We start from the raw sequence: 19,207 nt of genomic DNA, 5'->3' as shown, positions 1-19,207 counted from the left end.
AAAAACAACAACAGGAAGCTTTAGGTAATCGCCCATGAAATTAGACAAATTTCCCGATCAAATTGATCCAAGTTTAAATCTAGAACAGATCCGTGAAGAATGCCTGGAGCTGATTAAGAAGCGTGCCTATATGTCTGCAGGTGCAGCCGTGATTCCGGTACCGTTTCTTGATGTCTTGATTGACGTCGGCATCCTGTCACAGCTAATTCCTGAAATCAATGCCCGATTCGGCTTGGCGCCAGAGCAGGTCAGCGTATTTGATCCAAAAACCAAACAGGTTCAATGGGATGAATTACGTAAACGCGGCGTACAATTTTCTGGTTTTGTGGTGGCACGTACGGCGGTAAAAAAATCCATCAATAATGTTGCCGCAAAATATATCACCAAGCAAGTGACCAAATTTATCCCGCTCGGTGGTCAGTTAATTGCGGCAAGTTTAGGCTACTTCGTAATGAAAAAAGTTGCTGAGGCACATGTGGAAGACTCTTATAAACTAGCCAAAAATATCCAGCAAAAACAGCAAGCTAAAACTGTATAATTTTGATTTAGAATCATCTTACTTAAACGTAGCTTGGTCGTATTAACTTACGCCAAGCTGTTTCAGTATAGTCTTCAAGATTTGTAAACGCGCGCTATCCTTGTCATCGGTAGCAATCACATGCCATGGCGCCTGATCGGTGCTGGTATGCTCAAACATATCTGCCGCTGCCTGCAAATAATCCTCCCAGCGTTCACGGTTACGCCAGTCTTCATCAGTGATCTTGAAACGTTTATGCGGCGTCTGTTCACGCGCCTTAAAACGTTCAGCCTGTTCGTCCTTGGAAATCGCTAGCCAGAACTTGATAATCACGGTTTGTGCCTCAATCAGGTCATTTTCAAACCGGTTAATTTCTGCATAAGATGCCTGCCATTGCGCAGGACTAATCAGTTCTTCAATCCGTTCTACCAGTACCCGTCCATACCAGGACCGGTCAAAAATCGTAATCTTGTCTTCCGGCTGCAATTTTGTCCAGAAACGCCACAGATAAGGACGGCGCAATTCATATTTTTCTGGTGCACCAATGGTATGAATTTCATATTCGCGTGGATCAAGCTTTTTCACCAGCCGCTTGATTGCTCCCCCCTTACCGGCTGCATCCATCCCCTCGAATACGATCACCACATTACGTTGATCCATACGCATTGCGCTAGCCACTTTGCGGGTCAGTTTCTTGAGTTCGTCCTTATAGGTATTCTGATCCACCGGCTCCCGCGAAGGCTGCAGCAATGCTTCAGGAATAGACGCCGGGGACCATGTCTTACTTCCTTTAGCAGGATGATCCGGACAGTGTTTCAAGGCCGCAAGAATAGTCTGGGCAAACTGCTGGTCACGCCGGGTTTCATCTTCACCATCAATGATGATCCAGTCCTCGGTAAAACGCTGACGCAAACGCTGGATCGCGTCATATTGCTTACGACTGCGCCAATCCAGACCGTGTAAACGATGCCAATGCATCTCACTTGGATCAATATCATCTAAACGTTTTTGCAGAGACTTCCAGGGCAGATCAAACCAGATCTTGATCACATCAACATGATTATTTTTCAGATCCTGCTCAAAGGCACGCATCTGTTCAACATAATGATCAAACATGCTTTCATCTATAGGATTCGCTACATGCATGGCGGTACTTAGCAAATCTGTATACCAGTTACCAAACAACACCATGATCTGTCCTTCAGCCGGGATAAAGCGTGCATAAGGCTGCCAGAAAGTCTGTCTTTCATTCAGGGGCCGTGGCTGGTCTGCTTTTACCCGCAAATAACGCGGGTCAACCCATTCCCGTAATTGCTTAACCGCTTCACCTTTGCCGGCCAGCTCAATTCCATTGACCAGTATGACTAAACTTTTAGCATTCTTCTGTCCATGTGTATCTTTCAGGGCATATTGCGCATCGATAAGCTGTAACGATAATTCATTTTCTTCAATCAGTTGAAATTGTTGCTGTTCTGTAGACATAACCTGTTCTTTTTTTCTTGTTCGTGAATACAGTATAGACAGGCTTTTTGCTTGGTGAATAGCGATCGCTACGATTTTTAAACGATCTTTTTTGTCGAACTTTTCAACAAATTGACTTCAAATCCTGTGCAACCGGTCAATTTGTCATAGCGCGCCATCCTAACTCGTTCTAAGATTCCCGCATCCATAACCATATTTGAACTTCCCATGTCCAAACTTGCGGTTTTAGACGATCTTCTGGAACGTTATTATCAACTGAACTATCACAAGCAACCGGAACTGCAACAACGTCTGCAAGATGTACAGCTCTGGCAAAAAGAGCGTATGCAACGCACTCATGCCAAGCAGTTTGCAGAAAAGCAAAATGTGCTGATGTCAGAATATTTCCTGAACCGTCTTTATGGTGGACCGGACTTCGATGCGCTGGCAGAACAGATTGCCCGCTTGACGCGCTATGCGCATAAGGCGGAAAAGCTGATCCCGGATAATGCGATCAAGACCGGCACTCACGGAGTAGAACTGGCCATTCTTGCGGTACAGCTTGATGAGCAAGTGGCACAACAGTTATTGGAAGATTATCATCCAGCCGAATCACTGACTGATGAAATTATGCGTCTGACCTATTTAAAGCTGGATCAGGGCCAGGATCGCCTAAAACAGTTAGCTATGCTGGATCAGCTTGGTACTCATCTGGATAAATATATGCGGTCTTTCATTGTGCAGGCAGCATTTAAAATGTGTAAAGGTGCCGCAGAAAAATACCGTTTTGAAGTCATGTATGAGTTTATGCAGGATGGATTCCTGGCGATGAAACCACTTAAGTCCGCAGAAAAGTTTGTACGTGAATTTACGGCAACTGAGCGTAATATCATTGATCGCGTGCATGCCGGTGATCCACAGCCTTTCCGTTAATTTCCGACAGCTTAAAAAATCTGAAAATATCACCTCAGGATAAGGCTGGCATCTGCTTGCCTTATTCTCTTAACCCAATCAACCAGCTATTTTTAAATCGTAGTAATTTCATCGATACAAAAAAAATCAGGTCTTAATAAATAGACAAAATAATGGTTCCAAAGCCCTAATCGTATCAATCAGTTATAGTCTTTAATAAAGTTATAAAAATTATGCAAAATTTACAGAAATTAATCTGTTTATGGTCAACGTACTTGATCGGCTTACGTGTTGTCTAAGCCTCCGTATATCTTGATTCTTTATAGATGTACCCATGTCAATGAATTTTAGGAAAAATGTAATGGGGTACAAACAGTTATCTATTCGCGGCACTGTACAAATAAACCTGAGACCTTCAATAAACAGTTATAAAATTGATGCTCAAGATATACAGATTGAAAGCCATAAGTCTTTAGATATTTACGGTCAGGCGATGCTTGTTCATGATCTGAAATGCAAGTTAAAGATAGGCTATTTCCATATTGTGATTACTACAGATAAACAACGGATTATCTCTGTTGAACGTGGGGATTATGCACTCGGAGATGGTCTTTATTATGAGCTGGATCAACTGTCCATTCGCTATGGTAAAAACCAGTTCATCCATAAACTGGACGAATCTTAAAAATTCTGGATACAAAATGAAAAACCCCGGCATCCTGCCGGGGTTTTCCGTATTGGTTCGTTTGGTATAACTCCTGTCGTACCTTACTTTCCTTGTATTTATCTATTTTTATTCTTAGAGGGAACATCCTGTTCCTGATGAACTTATCATATGAAATTTCTATCACTATAAAATAGTCGCTAAAAACCTGAATCAATGTAAGCAAAAACGTACAAAGAATTGAGTAGGTTTTGACTCGCCATTTAATTAAGCTATGGTGCACCGCAGCAGCAGGAAGATATAAAAATTCAGAACGTATATCATGACTTTTTATCATCAATTAAGATCGATTTTTCGGCTGAGATTTCAGCTAAAGACGCATTTTTCTGTATATTATTCATAACAATTGCATGATGATTGCTGTATAACATCTTAGAATCTGTCATTATGCAGTCCATGCATGCATGCAAGATTAACCCCATTGATCTGTTAGGAGTGACTCCAATGTCCAATGAAAATACTACGCCTACCCCTACATCTGAGTCGGCACAACAAACAGACAAAGTGAGCCCATTCTTAACTGCACCGTTACCACAAGGTGCCCCACAAGGTCAGCAACAGTCTCTAGAACAACGTCTGACTGATACACCTGTCACAGGTAGCATACCGAAATATAATCTGCCACGTGGGGCGAATACCGGTAATGTCGGTCCAACCACTCACTTCGGCTATCAGACTGTCAGCAGTGAAGAAAAGGCGCAAAAAGTCGCGGAAGTATTCCATTCTGTAGCCAGCAAATACGACATCATGAATGACCTGATGTCTTTTGGTATTCACCGTCTATGGAAACGTTTTGCCATTAACATGTCAGGCGTGCGCCGTGGTCAGCATGTGCTGGATATCGCCGGTGGTACGGGTGACTTGGCCAAAGTATTCAGCCGTGAAGTTGGTCCAACCGGTCATGTGGTGTTATCTGACATCAACGAATCCATGCTAAATGTCGGTCGTGATCGCTTGATTGATGCAGGCTGTACCAATGTCGATTTCGTACTGGCCAATGCCGAAACTTTAGAGCCATTTGCAGATAACAGTTTTGACCTGTTGACCATTTCATTTGGTCTACGTAACGTCACTGATAAAGATGCTGCACTTGCTTCGATGTACCGTGTGCTTAAGCCAGGTGGCCGTCTTCTTGTTTTAGAATTTTCTAAACCAGTCTTTGAGCCATTCTCGAAACTGTATGACCTGTATTCGTTCACGGCATTGCCAATCATGGGTAAAATCATTGCCAATGATTCTGAAAGCTATAAATATCTGGCAGAATCGATTCGTATGCACCCAGATCAGCGCACCCTAAAAGGCATGATGGAAAATGCCGGCTTCCAGAACTGTGATTACCATAACCTGACGGGTGGTATCGTTGCCGTTCACCGTGGTTTTAAACTTTAAGGTTCCCATTCATGTGGTCAATTCTGGCACTTGGTGTCGTTGAACGTGTGATTCACCATTTCATTGATCTGGATGCGATTACCCGCATCCAGTTAAATGCATTGGCTGGCAAAATGCTACGTGTAGTAATTACCTCACCGCAGCTTTCTGTAGATGTATTCTTTGATGATGGCAAGGTTCGCCTGGAACCAACAGCCACTGGGCATACTGAAGCTGCTTCGATTTTTGAACAGCGGCCTTATGAAACCGGTACTACACAGATTTCCGAAGCCACTGCGACTTTACAAGTCGATAATGTCATTAGCCTGCTGAAACTGCTGCTTTCAGATGAAATAGGCAATATTCCGCTGCAAGGTGATTATAAGTTATTGCAGGAAATCCAGCGCATTATGCAACAGGCTGAACCTGATCTGGCGACTCATTTAAGCCCATGGATCGGACCAACCCTTGCGCATGAAATTGGCAAATTGCAACTGGCACCCAAACATCTCAAACGCAGCCTGCAAAGCGGTCTGTTCTTTATGGAAGATACGCTTAAAGAAGACAGCGGTCTATTTGCTGCACGTTGGCAAATGGATGATTTACAGCAAGATACGCGTATACTCAATCAAAATATTGATCGTGTAGAAGCCAAGATTCGTCAGCTTCAGATACAGATTGAAAACCAACAAGATTCAACTCAAAACTAGGTACACCACTTTATGATTCCGCATGTTTCACGTTTATTCGAACTCTGGCGCATTGCCGCGCATTATCGACTCGATACGTTGTTTCCTGCGGAAGAACTCCCAGAAAAAAGCCGTCATATCCTGTCCCTGATTCGTATGCATCCGGCTGCATGGTCCAGCCGAGAGCGTAAAAATCCTCTCAAGCTGAAAGAAGCTTTAGAGGAAATGGGGCCACTGGCAATCAAACTAGGCCAATTGCTATCTACGCGTCGTGACCTGATTCCACCTGAAGTACTGCAACAACTGGTCTTACTACAGGATCGCGTCAAGCCATTTGACAATGACGTGGCTAAAATGCGTATTCAGGAATCGCTGAAAGCCGATGTAAACACCCTGTTTGCCCGTTTTGATGCTCAGCCACTTGCTGCTGCATCAATTGCACAGGTACATACTGCAGCACTGCACGATGGCCGTGAAGTCGTAGTCAAAGTGACCCGCCCCAATATCCGTAATCAGATTTTGCAGGATTTCGAGATCCTGAGCTGGTTGGGCGATTTTCTGGAAAAGCGTCTGGAAGCAGCGCGTGCCTTACATTTGACTGAAATTATTCAGGATTATCGTCAGATCATTCTGAATGAGCTGGACCTGACGCTGGAAGCGGATAATACCCGCCGGATGCGTCATTATTTCACCGGCTCCAGCATGATGTATGTGCCTGAAGTCTACATGGACAGCAAGGATGTGCTGGTCGCAGAACGGATTACCGGTGTACCGATTTCGGATATTGCCACCTTTGATGAACTGGGTATGGATCGTGCTGACCTGGCACGTAAGGGCCTCACCATCTTCTTTACCCAAGTATTCCGGGACAACTTCTTCCATGCCGACATGCATCCAGGCAATGTCTTTGTAGAAACCATTAATCCGGCCAATCCACGTTTTATCGCACTGGACTGTGCGATTATGGGCGAGCTATCCAAACATGATCAGATGACTGTGGCGCGCATGCTGCTGGCGGTCATGAACAGCGACTTCATGCAGCTGATCCAGATTGTGCATCAGGCTGGCTGGATTCCACCGGGCACCGATCAGGATGCGCTGGCACGCGAAATGCGCCGTACTGTGGGTCCCATGGTTTCAAAACCAATGCATGAGCTGGACTTTGCCGGCATTCTGATTCAAGTCATGGACATTGCCCGTCGCTTTCATCTGGAAATTCCACCGCAACTGATGTTGTTATTGAAAACCTTGGTCCATGTGGAGGGCCTAGGCACTGACCTATATCCGGAACTGGATATCTGGAGTCTGGCCAAACCGATCCTGACCGACTGGATCAAGGCACAGATGAATCCGCAGAAAAATCTGAAAGAACTGGGACAGAAAATCCCGGATCTGCTTTTAGGGGCGCAGGATTTACCAACCTTGATGATCGATAGTCTGAATGGTTTGAAAAATCAGTCGGCCTGGCATGCCAAACAATTGAATGAATTACAAAGCATGCGTTTGCAAATGGAACATCAACAAAAACGTAGCTGGATATTTGGCAGTTTAATGGCGATTCTGCTTGCGATTGCGATTATTTCACCTTGGTTTGTCTCAGTCATTCTGATTATTTTGGCCAGCATCCTAGCGATATGGCGGATTGCTAAATAAGCAATTTAGATACGCAAAAAGCCTGATTTATTCAGGCTTTTTTATTTTCTGAATGTCATATGACTCTAAAGTCACCTTAGGGCACATCTTGCCATTGGGTCCAAAGGCACAACGCTTAAAATAAGCCCTCACTGGTCGAATATGGGTTAAACCTCTATGCAGATTTTACAAAAACATGCCCCTGCCCTGAAAATCCGTGCCGGGCACCTGGCACGTGAGCTGATTCTGCAACAAGGTTTACAACCCGAACAGGTGGATATTGTTCCTGGGGCTGCAGGGGGCCCGAAAGGTATCGGTATTCAGGGGTTGGATCAGGCAATTTTTGGTGATTTTTTTCTACGTGCTCCTCAGCGTAGAACCCTGGTGGGTTCTTCCATTGGCAGCTGGCGTTTTGCCAGTATTGCTGCTCATGGTGCTAAACAAGGAACCGAACGCCTAGCTGAACTGTATACCAACCTTTACTTCCATAAGAAAATGACACGTTTGGAAGTGAGCGAAGTCTGCCGCGGCATGTTATTCGACCTGGTCCAAGGCAAAGAGACTGAGCTAGTTAATCATCCAGATTATCATCTGACCGTGTTATCGATTAAAGCCCAACACATTTTCCAGAGTGACAAGGCCTTACCTTTACTGGCTTCTGTAGCCGGAATTGTCGGGGCGACTGCAGTTGCACGCAAGCACAGCCGTCATTTTATGCAACGGGTCATCAGCCAACCGAATATGGGTGAACAGTTTAAAATCGCTGAAGATCGATTTACCACGCATTACCATACCCTGACTGAACAGAGTGTCCTGTCCTGGCTAATGGCATCTGCCTCTATTCCGGGGGTGATGGCGGCAGTAAATAATATTCCGGATGCACCGCAAGGTTATTACCGCGATGGTGGTTTAATTGACTATCACATTGACCTACCCTTCCAGAGCAAAGGCATTGTGCTGTATCCGCATTTTACCGATAGCATCACCCCAGGCTGGTTTGACAAGTTATTTAAACGCACCTCAAATCCAGAAAATCAGGCACGAACCTTGCTCATATCTCCATCACAGGAATATTTGCAAAACTTACCTTTGGGTCGCTTACCGGACCGTAAGGACTTTACTTTAAAAGGTTTAGATCAAACCCAGCGGATTCAGCTATGGAAGCAATGTATTGCTGAAAGTCAGCGTCTGGGCGATGAATTTCTGGAGCTGGTCGAGAAACAGAATTTTGCCGACCTGATGCAAGCCTTGTAATTGGCCGCAGCTGCCCGATTATTTGTATAATTGCCTTAATTTTTTGAGCTGTTGAGATTTATGCAGAAGTTTTTAGTGGTCCTGCAATATGCCTGTATTGCCTTTGGTCTTTATCTGATCTATAGCGTTGGCATGTCGCTATATACCCAGCAATTTGAGCTGATGGAACTGGTGGCCGATATTGGTACGATTCTGATCTGTATCGACTTAGGGGTATTTTTATATACCAGTAAAGGTAAGTCTGGAATTAGCATGGAAGAATATGCAAAACGACTGGAACAGCCACCGTCGAAACTGGTTTATGTGACACGAAAACTGGGGCATCTGGGTATTTTACTGATCATCACTAGCTGGATTGTTCCGATGATTAATTCGTAAAAGATTTTCAATAAAAAAACCTCCCGATTGGGAGGTTTTTAGATATTATAAAAATAATTAAACTTAATAATTATGAAGATGGAACAAGAAGTTATTAAAGCTGCTACCGATGTGGCAACAACGGCAGCGAATAAAGGAATTGGAAAACTTACAGACTTACTATTCTCTAAAAAGCTTCGAGAAGGAAAGAGACTAGATGATCTTTCAGCAGCTCAAACTAAAAAAGATATTGCATTAATTGAAAATGGCCTAGCAGAATATCGGGATGGCAAGTTTTTGCTTATTGAAGATCAAATTGGAAACCCTACTTCTACCTTAGGCTTAATTCTTGCTCAAAACAAACAAAATCAATCTGAAAACTTAGGTAAATGTTTGAGCAAAGCCTATGAACATTTAGCTGAAAAAAATGATGAAGAAATTAGTGATGAACAGATTTCAGAAACATTTTTTAATAAGTGGATAAATTATGGCAAAGAAGTTTCTGAAGAAGAATTACAAGATTTATGGGGTAGGATATTAGCTGAAGAAACAGCTTCTCCTAATAGTGTAAATTATTTAGTTTTAAATACATTATCAATGATGAGTAAAACTCACTTAGAAAATTTAATTAAATTAATTTCATATACAGCAGGCAGACTTATTTATCTGAATGACCCTCAAGAAGCTAAAAGTAGTTGGTTTAAAAATATAACTCAGTTCGATTTAGAAGAGCTGATTGATTTAAAAATACTAGAAGGAATTGAATTTGAAGGACGCTATACGAATACTTTAAAAAATTTCGAATTATCTTTCCAAAATGAATCAAAAAAATTTACTGTGCTTCGTAAATCACCTAATCATAAATATATATTGTTGATCGAAACAGAAGATCAAATAAAATTAAATTGCATTCGTTTAACAACTATTGGAAAAAAATTAGTAGAAATTTATGAGAGCAATTCTAACCTAATAAATGAAACTGAAAAGTTAGCAAAAATGATTCGGAATTTTAAAGCATTAGATAATGTGACTAATATTTTTCTAGGCTTAGAAAAAAGTAATGGATTTGAATTACTAAAGAAAATATAAAGAAAACCTCCCGATTGGGAGGTTTTTTTATTAACAACTAAAGATTATTTCGAACCTTTAATCCCCGCCTGTAATAACAATGCACCTAAACCACCAATTTTTTGCTCCTGTGGTTTAGCCACTTGCGGTTTCTTGCCCTGAGGACGCTCACCTTGCGGACGTGCTTGCTGTGGACGTTTGCCTTGAGGCTTACGTTCACCACGTGCTTCATTGTTTTCACGGCGTGGTTGACGTGGGGCTTTTGCCGGAGCTGCAGAACCTTCAGGACGCATCGACAAATTCACGCGGTTACGTTCAGCATCCACATTCAAAACACGAACTTGCACGATTTGACCAGGTTTCACCACTTTATGTGGATCAGCGACAAATTCATTGGCAAGTTCAGAAATATGCACTAAGCCATCTTGATGGACACCGACATCGATAAATGCGCCGAAGTTAGTCACGTTGGTCACTACACCTTCCAGTTGCATGCCTTCAGACAATTGTGCAACTTCAGTGATATCATCACGGAACTTGGCGGTACGGAATTCTGGACGCGGGTCACGACCCGGTTTTTCCAGCTCTGCCAAGACGTCTTGAATCGTTGGCAGACCGAATTGCTCATCAGCAAACTCTTCAGGATTTACCTGACGAATGATTTCAGTATTGCCAATAATGTCTTTTACCGTTGTTGCTTTCGCTTCAACAATTTTAGACACAAGCGTATATGATTCAGGGTGTACTGCAGAAGCATCCAGTGGCTCAGAGCCATCTAGAATACGCAAGAAGCCCGCAGCCTGTTCAAAAGTACGTTCGCCTAAACGTGGCACTTTTTTCAATGACTGACGGTTATCAAAACGGCCATTTTCCTTACGGAAATCTACGATCTGCTGTGCAATCGATTTATTCAGACCGGCGATATAACCCAAAATTGCAGAAGATGCAGTATTGACATCAACACCCACCGAGTTCACACAATCCTCTACCACTGCTTCAAGGGTTTTCGCCAGACCAGCCTGATTCACATCATGCTGGTACTGACCTACACCAATCGATTTTGGATCGATTTTCACCAGTTCAGCCAATGGATCCTGTAAACGGCGTGCAATCGAAACCGCGCCACGAATCGACACATCCAGCTCTGGAAGTTCTTGAGAAGCCAATTCAGAAGCAGAATAAACAGAAGCACCTGCTTCAGACACAGAAACGCGGGTCAGTTTCAGGTCACTGTTTGCTGCCATCATTTCAGCTACTAGCGCTTCAGTTTCACGGCTTGCCGTACCATTACCAATCGCAATCAGGTCAACATTAAACTCACGGCATAAACGCGCTAGCTCGGTCAGTGAACCTTCTTTATCATCTTTTGGAGCAAATGGATAAATGGTGCTATGTGCCAAAACATCGCCAGATTCATTTACTACTGCCAGTTTCACACCTGTACGGATACCCGGGTCAACGCCCAGCGTCGTACGCGCGCCAGCAGGTGCAGAAAGCAGTAAGTGACGTAAGTTTTCCGCAAACACGTTCATTGCTTCAGATTCAGCAGCCAGACGTTTTTCAGTCAATAAAGAATGCTCAATCGTCGGGCGGACTTTACCCAGCCAGAACAGTTTCGCAGTCTGTTTCAGGAAATCCTGACGAGACTGGGGCTGAATGGCATCCAGATTATATTCTGTTTCAATACGTGCCAATGGAGCATCGTCTTCGCCATCCACTTTCAGGCCCAGGACATTTTCCTGACGGCCACGCAGCATTGCCAACAAACGATGCGAAGGAACTTTGTTCAGGTTTTCAGAGAAATCGAAGTAATCACGGAATTTCTTGCCAACTTCTTTTTTCTCATCAGAAGCAACCAAACTTTTTAAAATGGCAGTTTTTGCAAATGTGGCTTTCAGCTCAGTGGTCAGCGCAATGTTCTGTGCCCAGTCATCAATCAGGATGTGCTGGATCGCATCCAACTGGCTTTCTTGATCTGGATAATCTTCATGACTAAAGCCTGCAAGTGCTTCGGCAGGATCAACCGCTTCAGCAAAGATTTTCTCTGCAATCGGACCAAGACCAGCTTCTTTGGCTTTGAATGATTTACTGGTACGTTTTGGACGGTACGGCGCGTAAATTTCTTCTAATGCATTTTTGGTTTCTGCCGCATTTACCCGCGCCAATAAATCATCAGATAATTTATCTTGTTCTTTGAGTGATTCAATCACCTTTTCACGGCGCTCATACAAATCACGCAAGTATGATAAACGCGTATCGAGCTGGCGTAGTTGCGTATCGTCTAAGCCCTGCGTTACTTCTTTACGGTAACGTGCAATAAATGGAACACTGGCACCTTCATCAATAAGTTTGATGGCAGCTTCTACTTGAGTTGGACGTACGGCAAGTTCTTTTGCCAACTGCTGAACTAAGTCAGTCATCGTGTTTGATCCCACAAGGATAAGTACTAAATGGCATGATTATAAAGACCAGGCCTATAAAATCCACAATTGTTTTTATTAATTTATCTTTATGAATTATGACAGTGTTGTTCAATATTTGAAGAATGACGTTTAGATCCAGGCAATGACTCCCTCATATTTGCGAAACTTTTATCATTTACCTGTATATATTTGGTATCCATCCCTTGATTTTAACTGCAATTTTTGTTGCTTTAGAGCATAGTCAATCGCTATAAATGAATCGTATACTCAAGACATCTATTAGTTTTTGTTTAAGACGACAATAAAGAATAAAGGAGCACCTTATGAGTTTAGTTGTACCCGCTGAAAAAACCGATGCAGTACATACCGAAACCGATCGGGTAGAACGCATTCTGGTTGTCGATGACGATGTCCGTTTACGTACCTTGCTGCAACGCTTTTTAGAAGATAAGGGTTTTGTGGTCAAGACTGCGCATGATGCTACTCAAATGGACCGACTGCTACAGCGAGAACTGTTTTCTCTGATCGTGCTCGACTTTATGCTCCCTGTTGAGGATGGTCTGAGTATCTGTCGTCGTTTACGCCAGTCCAATATCGATACACCAATCATCATGCTGACAGCACGTGGTAGCGACTCGGATCGTATCGCAGGACTTGAAGCCGGTGCAGATGACTATCTACCAAAGCCATTCAATCCAAATGAGTTATTAGCACGTATCCGTGCCATATTACGTCGCCAGGTGCGTGAAGTACCAGGTGCGCCAAGCCAGCAAATGGAAGTGGTTAGCTTTGGTCCATGGTCACTTGATCTTTCTACCCGCACCTTAACGCGTGAAGGTCAGGTGGTAACCCTCACAACAGGTGAATTTGCTGTATTAAAAGCCTTAGTACAGCATCCACGTGAACCGTTAACACGTGACAAGCTGATGAATCTGGCACGTGGTCGTGAATGGGGGGCAATGGAACGTTCGATTGATGTGCAAGTGTCTCGTCTGCGTCGTCTGGTAGAGGAAAATCCGGCTCGTGCGCGCTATATCCAGACCGTATGGGGTGTGGGTTATGTCTTTGTTCCAGATGGTGCTGAATAAGAAAAACTATAAAGGGATAAGGATTACCTTCGTCTATTGTCTCTAAATGCCATTCGCTGCTGTCTGAGCCAAACTTGCATTCCTGGCTGGCATGGAACTTTACAAGTTCAGCGAATGGCACAGTTTTACTGGAATAACAGTATTTTATTTATTGAAAAGTCTTTTATTAAAGACACAGGCAGTTAAGATTCTATCCCAAGAATATTTCTGTAAAATCTGGAAAACGCCCACAGGATGCTGGTGTGAAACTTGACCCCATCGACCCACAAGAATTTACTGATTTTGTCCATTACTCGGAAAAGAAACGTACCCGTATGGAACGTTTTCTCGACAAAATCAAGCCACGTTCTGCCGCAATGCGAACCGCGGTACTTGTGGTTTTTGTGGTCCTGTTCAGTCTGGTGATGTCGATCTGGTTTTTCTGGCGAACTCTCTATTTGCCGGAAATTCAGCAACATGCCCGCTATCTCGCTGTTGAACTGGAAATCCTGAATAATCCTAGCCTGCGCCTGTATCACCATGATCAGGAAGTAGATATCGATGATTATTTAAAAAGCCGTATTGGGATTGAGTACATTACCGACCCTGCACAGTATCCCAATATTCGTGAAAAGGTGATTGCCGAATTTTTTACCAGCAAAATTGAGGAAAAGCTGGCAAAAGAATTACGTATTGACCGGGCAACTGTATATTTCCAGTTTAAGCCTAGCCCCCAGATCTGGATTCAAACGCCTGAAATGAATGGTCATTGGGTTCGTGAACCTTTAAAAACCTATGCTAACTATAGCCCTGAACTGATTTTTGGCTGGTTACTGGGGACGCCATTGATTGCTGGCATTATTATTCTGACTTTGGTCCGTCAGCTGAATCGTCCGCTACGTCGCTTACAGGAAGCCGCGAATAGCTATAGTGCAACTGGTTCTGCACCCTATCTGGATACCAATCATGGGCCGCTTGAAATCCGCCAAGTGAACAATGCCTTTAACCACATGATCTACACGCTAGAACAGACTGAGCGTGAACGCCGGATTATGCTCGCTGGTATTTCACATGATTTGCGCACGCCTCTGACCCGTATCCGCCTGAGTGCCGAGATGATGCCAGACGAAGATTTCCTCAAAGAAGGTCTGATTTATGATGTCGAGGACATGGATGCAATTTTAAATCAGTTTATTTCCTTTATGCGCGATGGTTCCGATGAAGAGCCACAAGAAACCAATGTCAATACCCTACTACAAGAACTGGTTACCCAGTTTAAGCCGCTTGATATCCACTTTACGCCTCAGGAATTACCACTGATCCAAGCCCGCAGTATGTCGCTTAAGCGATTGATTGGTAACTTGATTAATAACTCAAAACGCTATGGTGCCGAACCAGTCGAACTCTCTGCCCAGATTGAACAGGATCGACTGTTGATCAAAGTGGCCGATCATGGTGAAGGTATTCCAGAGGATCAAATTGAAGATCTCATGCAGCCTTTTGTACGAGGTAATTCGGCTCGTACTGTTCAGGGTAGTGGCTTGGGACTGGCCATTGTAAAACGGATTGTCGATATTCACTCTGGTGAACTATACATTCATAATCGACCTGAAGGTGGATTGGAAGCCATCATTTCACTACCAATTCATCAGGCAGAACCAGAACAGACTGCGACCCCGACCACGCTCGACAAAATCCGACAAAGTATTACTGGTCACTTTTAAGAATAGATTAATATTTATACATTTGATTTTTAGGATTTAATTTCTTATTTATATAAATAATATATTATTCAATATGTTAAAAATCATCATTTATTTTTATACCACTATTTGGCTAAAAAATTAGACCTTAGCCTAACACCTATGCAAAATACTTTTTTTGATCGGTACAATCCGTATCAGTATTCAGGAATTTAAGAGAGTTCAAATGTCTTTAGACCGTATCCGTTTAGCATCCCTACACAATAAAGTAATGAGTGCAGAACAGGCAGCTCAGTTCATCGAAGATGGCATGACTGTAGGTATGAGTGGCTTCACTCGTGCAGGTGAAGCAAAAGCGGTTCCACTGGCTCTGGTACAGCAGGCAAAAGCGAACCCATTAAAGATCACCCTCATCACTGGTGCTTCTCTAGGGAATGACCTGGACAAGCAATTAACAGAAGCTGGTGTATTGGCACGTCGTTTGCCATTCCAGGTCGACAACACCCTGCGTAAAGCAATCAACAAGGGTGAAGTGATGTTCATCGATCAGCATTTGTCTGAAACTGTTGAACAGATGCGTAACCAGCAGCTGAAAAAACCAGATGTAGCAGTGATTGAAGCGGTTGCGATTACTGAAGACGGCGGCATTATTCCTACAACTTCAGTTGGTAACTCTGCAAGCTTTGCAATTTTTGCAGAAAAAGTGATTGTAGAAATCAATACAAACTTAAGCCCAGCATTTGAAGGCTTACACGATATCTATATCCCGACTTATCGTCCAACACGTCAAGCGATTCCATTGACTAAAGTAGATGAGCGTATCGGTACACATGCAATCAATATCGATCCGGCGAAAATTGTTGGTATCGTCATTAATAGTGAATACCATGATTCTCCATCTACAGTAACAGCTCCGGATGATGAGACTCAATCTATCGCAAATCACCTGATTGCTTTCTTCGAAAAAGAAGTAGCAGCAGAACGTTTACCGAAAAACTTAGGCCCACTTCAGGCCGGTATCGGTTCAATTGCAAATGCCGTATTGACTGGTCTGAAAGAGTCTAATTTTGAAGACCTGATCATGTACTCAGAAGTACTGCAAGACTGTACTTTCGAATTGATCGATGCGGGTAAAATGAAATTTGCTTCAGGCTCATCAATTACCCTTTCTGCAAAATACGGCGAGAAAGTATTTAACAATCTTGAGCAATACAAAGATAAACTTGTATTACGTCCGCAAGAAATTTCTAACCATCCTGAACTGGTACGTCGTTTAGGTATTATCGGTATTAACACTGCACTTGAGTTTGATATCTACGGTAACGTGAACTCTACTCACGTATGTGGTAGCAAAATGATGAACGGTATCGGTGGTTCAGGTGACTTCGCGCGTAATGCGCACATTGCGATCTTCGTAACCAAGTCAATTGCCAAAGGCGGTGACATCTCATCTGTTGTTCCAATGGCATCTCATGTTGACCATACTGGCCATGATGTAGATGTGCTTGTAACTGAACAGGGTCTGGCAGATCTTCGTGGTTTAGCGCCACGTGAGCGTGCTCGTGCCATCATCGACAACTGTGTACATCCAATGTACAAAGATGCATTAAATGACTACTTTGATCGTGCATGTGTACGTGGTGGTCAGACACCTCACCTTCTAAATGAAGCGTTGAGCTGGCATGCAAACTTTGAAGAAACTGGTTCGATGTTAGCCTCTGTAAAAGAAGCTAAATCTGCATAATTGAGTTGATAAAAAAACGCCCTTCAGGGCGTTTTTTTATCGGCAAAACTTAATTAAACTTGATTTGATCACCAAGGGTTTTTCCGACTTCTGAGAGACCGTGAATACTTAAAGAACATTCAATCACACCAATCGATACTACATCCTGATTGATCTGTAAGGTTAACTGCCCTTTTTCATTAAATTGAAATACACTATTAAATAAACTCAAACTCTCCTGATTACTCTGTGCAGCTACTGGGAAACCCTGCGGCGTCATTCTTTGCAATGTATCAGCCCAATATAAATCTGTTTTTGTTTGAAATGAACGATCCTGTCCTGACACCAGCGCAAGTAAATCATCATCCAAATGTTCAAAATCAGATGAATCAAAAAAACTTGCAATTGCTGGAAGCTGTATCCCTGCCATTAACATAGCGCATGTATAGCTACAGACCCTATTCATAGCACTGCCTCCTAAATTTCAGCAATATCAAAATAACATTTTAATTCACAATAAGATCAACCACTTATCATTATTTTATGAAATATCTACAACAGATCTATGCTATTCATTGAACTATTTCGCAAAAAACGTGAATATTCAGACGAATAACCAAAGACAAGTTAAGTAATAAAGAATGTCTAAAATTTAAAATTCTTTAATCTTCTCCCTAGTTCTTTCGACCTATTCAACCTTTAAATTCTGGCTATATGCCCTCATACTTCTCCTAATAGAAATATTTAGGAAATTTCATGCGCGTAGATATCTGGTCGGATGTGGTCTGCCCTTTTTGTTATATCGGTAAAAAACGTTTAGAAGCTGCTGCAGAACAGGCAGGTGTAGAACTTGAAGTTCACTGGCATAGCTTCCAGCTTGATCCTGAAGCACCTGTACGTCAGGAAATTTCTAATTCTGAAAGACTTGCGCAGAAATATGGCCGTACTGTGGCAGAAGTCGAAGAAATGCAACGTAATATTGCCGAGATGGCCAAGGCAGAAGGTATCGAGTTTAACTGGGAAGGTGCCAACTCAGGCAATACCTTTAATGCTCACCGTATTATCCATCTTGCCCAGAGCAAAGGTTTAGGTAACGAAGCTGAAGAAGCTTTCTTCTATAGTTATATGACCCAAGGTCTAGCCATTGGAGAGCGTGAAACCTTAGAAGATGTAGCAGCCCGTATAGGTCTGAATCCTGTTGAAGTTGATGACGTGCTGAATTCAGAAGAATATGCAGATTTCGTTAAATTCGATCAGGAAATTGCACGCGACCAGTTGAAAGTTACAGGTGTTCCGTTCTTTGTATTTGACCAGCGTATTGCCTTGGCGGGTGCCCAACCCAAGGAAGTATTTGTACAGGTTCTAGAAAAAGCGCTAGAGCCACCGCAGGCTGCTGCAGAACAATGTACTGATGATCAATGTGATCTGCCTAAATCTGAATAAGATAAGACACATAAAAAAATCCCCATTTCAAATGGGGATTTTTTTGTTCTGTATTTATTCGACCAGAAAACTGATTTTAAGATTGACCCGATATTCAGTAATTTTATTGTCTTTGATGACAACTTTTTGTTCATTAATCCAGGCACCCTGAACATTCTTGACGGTTTCGGTGACCTTAGCAATGCCAGTCTGAATCGCATCCTCAAAGCTCTTATTGCTACTCGAATTAACTTCAACAACTTTTGCAATCGCCATGATGTAACTCTCTTTTTATGGTGAGTGAAGCGTCATCATAGTGGATTTAAATCCTGAGCAAACGTTCCTTAAACATCGGACAGCAAATCCTTACATGTGTTTTACAATACCGTGTTCACCTCACTCTAATCAGCATGGCATCACCTTTTAAATCTTTCATATAAAAATCTTTATTCTTATTTAAATTATTATTTTTTAAATAAGCCTTATGAAGAATGAGTTTTCTCGAGATTAGAGTAAAAGTTCTAATTTATTGTTTTTTATAAATAAAATTTAATTATTTTTTATAAAATTGCCGAATCAATCATTTTTTAATACTGCCGCTTTGGTATCATTTTCACACAAATAAGGTTCTATTTTCTCCCAGTTCAATATATTGAACATCAGCTTATAAAGGTCATATTATGAACGCAATTAAATTTGTTCTGGCTGCAACGGTAATGGCACTTTCAGTAACTGCAACTGCGCAAATTGTCTACACACCTGACTTTCCAGCAAAAAAAGCGGCTGCAGTTGAAACTGTTGCGGCGGATACTGCTGAAACTGTAAAAGAAGCTTAATTTTCTAGCTTCTTTCTTAAAAAAACAGGCTGAAATATTCAGCCTGTTTTT

General features: G+C 42.5%; 18 protein-coding genes. 14 read left to right on the top strand and 4 right to left on the bottom strand.

Annotation, left to right across the window (positions count from 1 at the left end; translation table 11 throughout):
- Positions 1-34: 34 nt before the first annotated feature.
- Positions 35-538: a hypothetical protein gene (locus BK820_RS09015; RefSeq protein ID WP_004890494.1), complete on the top strand. Its 504-nt coding sequence runs from the start codon at positions 35-37 to the stop codon at positions 536-538.
- A gap of 42 nt (positions 539-580) precedes the next feature.
- Here the strand turns inward: BK820_RS09015 and pap are convergent, their stop codons facing one another.
- Positions 581-1,999: a polyphosphate:AMP phosphotransferase gene (pap, locus tag BK820_RS09010; protein ID WP_071320699.1), complete on the bottom strand. Its 1,419-nt coding sequence runs from the start codon at positions 1,997-1,999 to the stop codon at positions 581-583.
- A gap of 207 nt (positions 2,000-2,206) precedes the next feature.
- Here pap and BK820_RS09005 point away from each other — a divergent pair, with 207 nt between their 5' ends.
- The 8 genes from BK820_RS09005 (at position 2,207) to BK820_RS08965 (ending at position 10,003) form a co-directional block, all read left to right on the top strand.
- Positions 2,207-2,911 (top strand): DUF8198 family protein, encoded by a 705-nt coding sequence (locus tag BK820_RS09005; protein ID WP_008303882.1) that lies wholly within the window; start codon positions 2,207-2,209, stop codon positions 2,909-2,911.
- A 340-nt stretch (positions 2,912-3,251) separates the two neighbouring features.
- On the top strand, positions 3,252-3,575 hold the full coding sequence (locus BK820_RS09000) for a hypothetical protein (protein WP_004813497.1): 324 nt from the start codon (positions 3,252-3,254) through the stop codon (positions 3,573-3,575).
- Positions 3,576-4,058: 483 nt separating this feature from the next.
- Positions 4,059-5,003, top strand: coding sequence for a bifunctional demethylmenaquinone methyltransferase/2-methoxy-6-polyprenyl-1,4-benzoquinol methylase UbiE (ubiE, locus tag BK820_RS08990; protein WP_071320697.1), 945 nt, complete (start codon positions 4,059-4,061; stop codon positions 5,001-5,003).
- An 11-nt stretch (positions 5,004-5,014) separates the two neighbouring features.
- Positions 5,015-5,692, top strand: coding sequence for a ubiquinone biosynthesis accessory factor UbiJ (locus tag BK820_RS08985; protein WP_071320696.1), 678 nt, complete (start codon positions 5,015-5,017; stop codon positions 5,690-5,692).
- Positions 5,693-5,704: 12 nt separating this feature from the next.
- The gene (locus BK820_RS08980; protein WP_071320695.1) at positions 5,705-7,324 is read left to right on the top strand and encodes an ABC1 kinase family protein; all 1,620 of its coding nucleotides are present in this window, start codon (positions 5,705-5,707) and stop codon (positions 7,322-7,324) included.
- Positions 7,325-7,480: 156 nt separating this feature from the next.
- A complete protein-coding gene (locus BK820_RS08975; RefSeq protein ID WP_071320694.1) occupies positions 7,481-8,557 on the top strand; it encodes a patatin-like phospholipase family protein in 1,077 nt (358 codons plus the stop codon).
- A 60-nt stretch (positions 8,558-8,617) separates the two neighbouring features.
- The gene (locus BK820_RS08970; RefSeq protein ID WP_004890522.1) at positions 8,618-8,935 is read left to right on the top strand and encodes a hypothetical protein; all 318 of its coding nucleotides are present in this window, start codon (positions 8,618-8,620) and stop codon (positions 8,933-8,935) included.
- A 78-nt stretch (positions 8,936-9,013) separates the two neighbouring features.
- On the top strand, positions 9,014-10,003 hold the full coding sequence (locus BK820_RS08965; protein WP_071320693.1) for a DUF2806 domain-containing protein: 990 nt from the start codon (positions 9,014-9,016) through the stop codon (positions 10,001-10,003).
- A gap of 44 nt (positions 10,004-10,047) precedes the next feature.
- Here the strand turns inward: BK820_RS08965 and BK820_RS08960 are convergent, their stop codons facing one another.
- On the bottom strand, positions 10,048-12,402 hold the full coding sequence (locus BK820_RS08960) for a Tex family protein (protein WP_071320692.1): 2,355 nt from the start codon (positions 12,400-12,402) through the stop codon (positions 10,048-10,050).
- Positions 12,403-12,728: 326 nt separating this feature from the next.
- Here BK820_RS08960 and ompR point away from each other — a divergent pair, with 326 nt between their 5' ends.
- The 3 genes from ompR (at position 12,729) to scpC (ending at position 16,919) form a co-directional block, all read left to right on the top strand.
- Positions 12,729-13,493, top strand: coding sequence for an osmolarity response regulator transcription factor OmpR (gene ompR, locus BK820_RS08955; RefSeq protein ID WP_004890528.1), 765 nt, complete (start codon positions 12,729-12,731; stop codon positions 13,491-13,493).
- Positions 13,494-13,735: 242 nt separating this feature from the next.
- Positions 13,736-15,196, top strand: coding sequence for an ATP-binding protein (locus BK820_RS08950; RefSeq protein WP_071320691.1), 1,461 nt, complete (start codon positions 13,736-13,738; stop codon positions 15,194-15,196).
- 205 nt (positions 15,197-15,401) lie between these two features.
- Positions 15,402-16,919 carry a succinyl-CoA:acetate CoA-transferase ScpC gene (gene scpC / locus BK820_RS08945; protein WP_071320690.1) on the top strand — a complete coding sequence of 506 codons (1,518 nt, stop codon included), beginning with the start codon at positions 15,402-15,404 and terminating at the stop codon, positions 16,917-16,919.
- Positions 16,920-16,968: 49 nt separating this feature from the next.
- Here scpC and BK820_RS08940 read toward each other — a convergent pair whose 3' ends face one another.
- Positions 16,969-17,328, bottom strand: coding sequence for a hypothetical protein (locus tag BK820_RS08940; protein WP_228127786.1), 360 nt, complete (start codon positions 17,326-17,328; stop codon positions 16,969-16,971).
- Between the two features lie 326 nt (positions 17,329-17,654).
- On the opposite strand from BK820_RS08940, the gene BK820_RS08935 reads away from it, so the two are divergent.
- Entirely contained in the window at positions 17,655-18,341 is a 687-nt protein-coding gene (locus BK820_RS08935; RefSeq protein ID WP_004813526.1) for a DsbA family oxidoreductase, read from the top strand.
- Between the two features lie 54 nt (positions 18,342-18,395).
- Here the strand turns inward: BK820_RS08935 and BK820_RS08930 are convergent, their stop codons facing one another.
- Complete coding sequence (locus BK820_RS08930) at positions 18,396-18,596, bottom strand: dodecin family protein (RefSeq protein ID WP_004813529.1); 201 nt, start codon at positions 18,594-18,596, stop codon at positions 18,396-18,398.
- A gap of 404 nt (positions 18,597-19,000) precedes the next feature.
- Between BK820_RS08930 and BK820_RS15495 the strand changes: the two genes are divergently transcribed.
- Positions 19,001-19,156: a hypothetical protein gene (locus BK820_RS15495; RefSeq protein WP_004890542.1), complete on the top strand. Its 156-nt coding sequence runs from the start codon at positions 19,001-19,003 to the stop codon at positions 19,154-19,156.
- The last annotated feature ends 51 nt before the right edge of the window (positions 19,157-19,207 follow it).

This window comes from Acinetobacter sp. LCT-H3, assembly GCF_001866125.1.
Classification (GTDB): domain Bacteria; phylum Pseudomonadota; class Gammaproteobacteria; order Pseudomonadales; family Moraxellaceae; genus Acinetobacter; species Acinetobacter schindleri.
Note: the sequence above shows the minus strand (reverse complement) of the source record. Positions and strands in the feature narration are given on the sequence as shown.

What these genes read in the sequence shown, in the direction of transcription:
- BK820_RS09015 (WP_004890494.1), top strand. Translation starts at nt 35, where the DNA reads ATGAAATTAGACAAATTTCCCGATCAAATTGATCCAAGTTTAAATCTA.
- pap (WP_071320699.1), bottom strand. Translation starts at nt 1,999, where the DNA reads ATGTCTACAGAACAGCAACAATTTCAACTGATTGAAGAAAATGAATTA.
- BK820_RS09005 (WP_008303882.1), top strand. Translation starts at nt 2,207, where the DNA reads ATGTCCAAACTTGCGGTTTTAGACGATCTTCTGGAACGTTATTATCAA.
- BK820_RS09000 (WP_004813497.1), top strand. Translation starts at nt 3,252, where the DNA reads ATGGGGTACAAACAGTTATCTATTCGCGGCACTGTACAAATAAACCTG.
- ubiE (WP_071320697.1), top strand. Translation starts at nt 4,059, where the DNA reads ATGTCCAATGAAAATACTACGCCTACCCCTACATCTGAGTCGGCACAA.
- BK820_RS08985 (WP_071320696.1), top strand. Translation starts at nt 5,015, where the DNA reads ATGTGGTCAATTCTGGCACTTGGTGTCGTTGAACGTGTGATTCACCAT.
- BK820_RS08980 (WP_071320695.1), top strand. Translation starts at nt 5,705, where the DNA reads ATGATTCCGCATGTTTCACGTTTATTCGAACTCTGGCGCATTGCCGCG.
- BK820_RS08975 (WP_071320694.1), top strand. Translation starts at nt 7,481, where the DNA reads ATGCAGATTTTACAAAAACATGCCCCTGCCCTGAAAATCCGTGCCGGG.
- BK820_RS08970 (WP_004890522.1), top strand. Translation starts at nt 8,618, where the DNA reads ATGCAGAAGTTTTTAGTGGTCCTGCAATATGCCTGTATTGCCTTTGGT.
- BK820_RS08965 (WP_071320693.1), top strand. Translation starts at nt 9,014, where the DNA reads ATGGAACAAGAAGTTATTAAAGCTGCTACCGATGTGGCAACAACGGCA.
- BK820_RS08960 (WP_071320692.1), bottom strand. Translation starts at nt 12,402, where the DNA reads ATGACTGACTTAGTTCAGCAGTTGGCAAAAGAACTTGCCGTACGTCCA.
- ompR (WP_004890528.1), top strand. Translation starts at nt 12,729, where the DNA reads ATGAGTTTAGTTGTACCCGCTGAAAAAACCGATGCAGTACATACCGAA.
- scpC (WP_071320690.1), top strand. Translation starts at nt 15,402, where the DNA reads ATGTCTTTAGACCGTATCCGTTTAGCATCCCTACACAATAAAGTAATG.
- BK820_RS08940 (WP_228127786.1), bottom strand. Translation starts at nt 17,328, where the DNA reads ATGGCAGGGATACAGCTTCCAGCAATTGCAAGTTTTTTTGATTCATCT.
- BK820_RS08935 (WP_004813526.1), top strand. Translation starts at nt 17,655, where the DNA reads ATGCGCGTAGATATCTGGTCGGATGTGGTCTGCCCTTTTTGTTATATC.
- BK820_RS08930 (WP_004813529.1), bottom strand. Translation starts at nt 18,596, where the DNA reads ATGGCGATTGCAAAAGTTGTTGAAGTTAATTCGAGTAGCAATAAGAGC.
- BK820_RS15495 (WP_004890542.1), top strand. Translation starts at nt 19,001, where the DNA reads ATGAACGCAATTAAATTTGTTCTGGCTGCAACGGTAATGGCACTTTCA.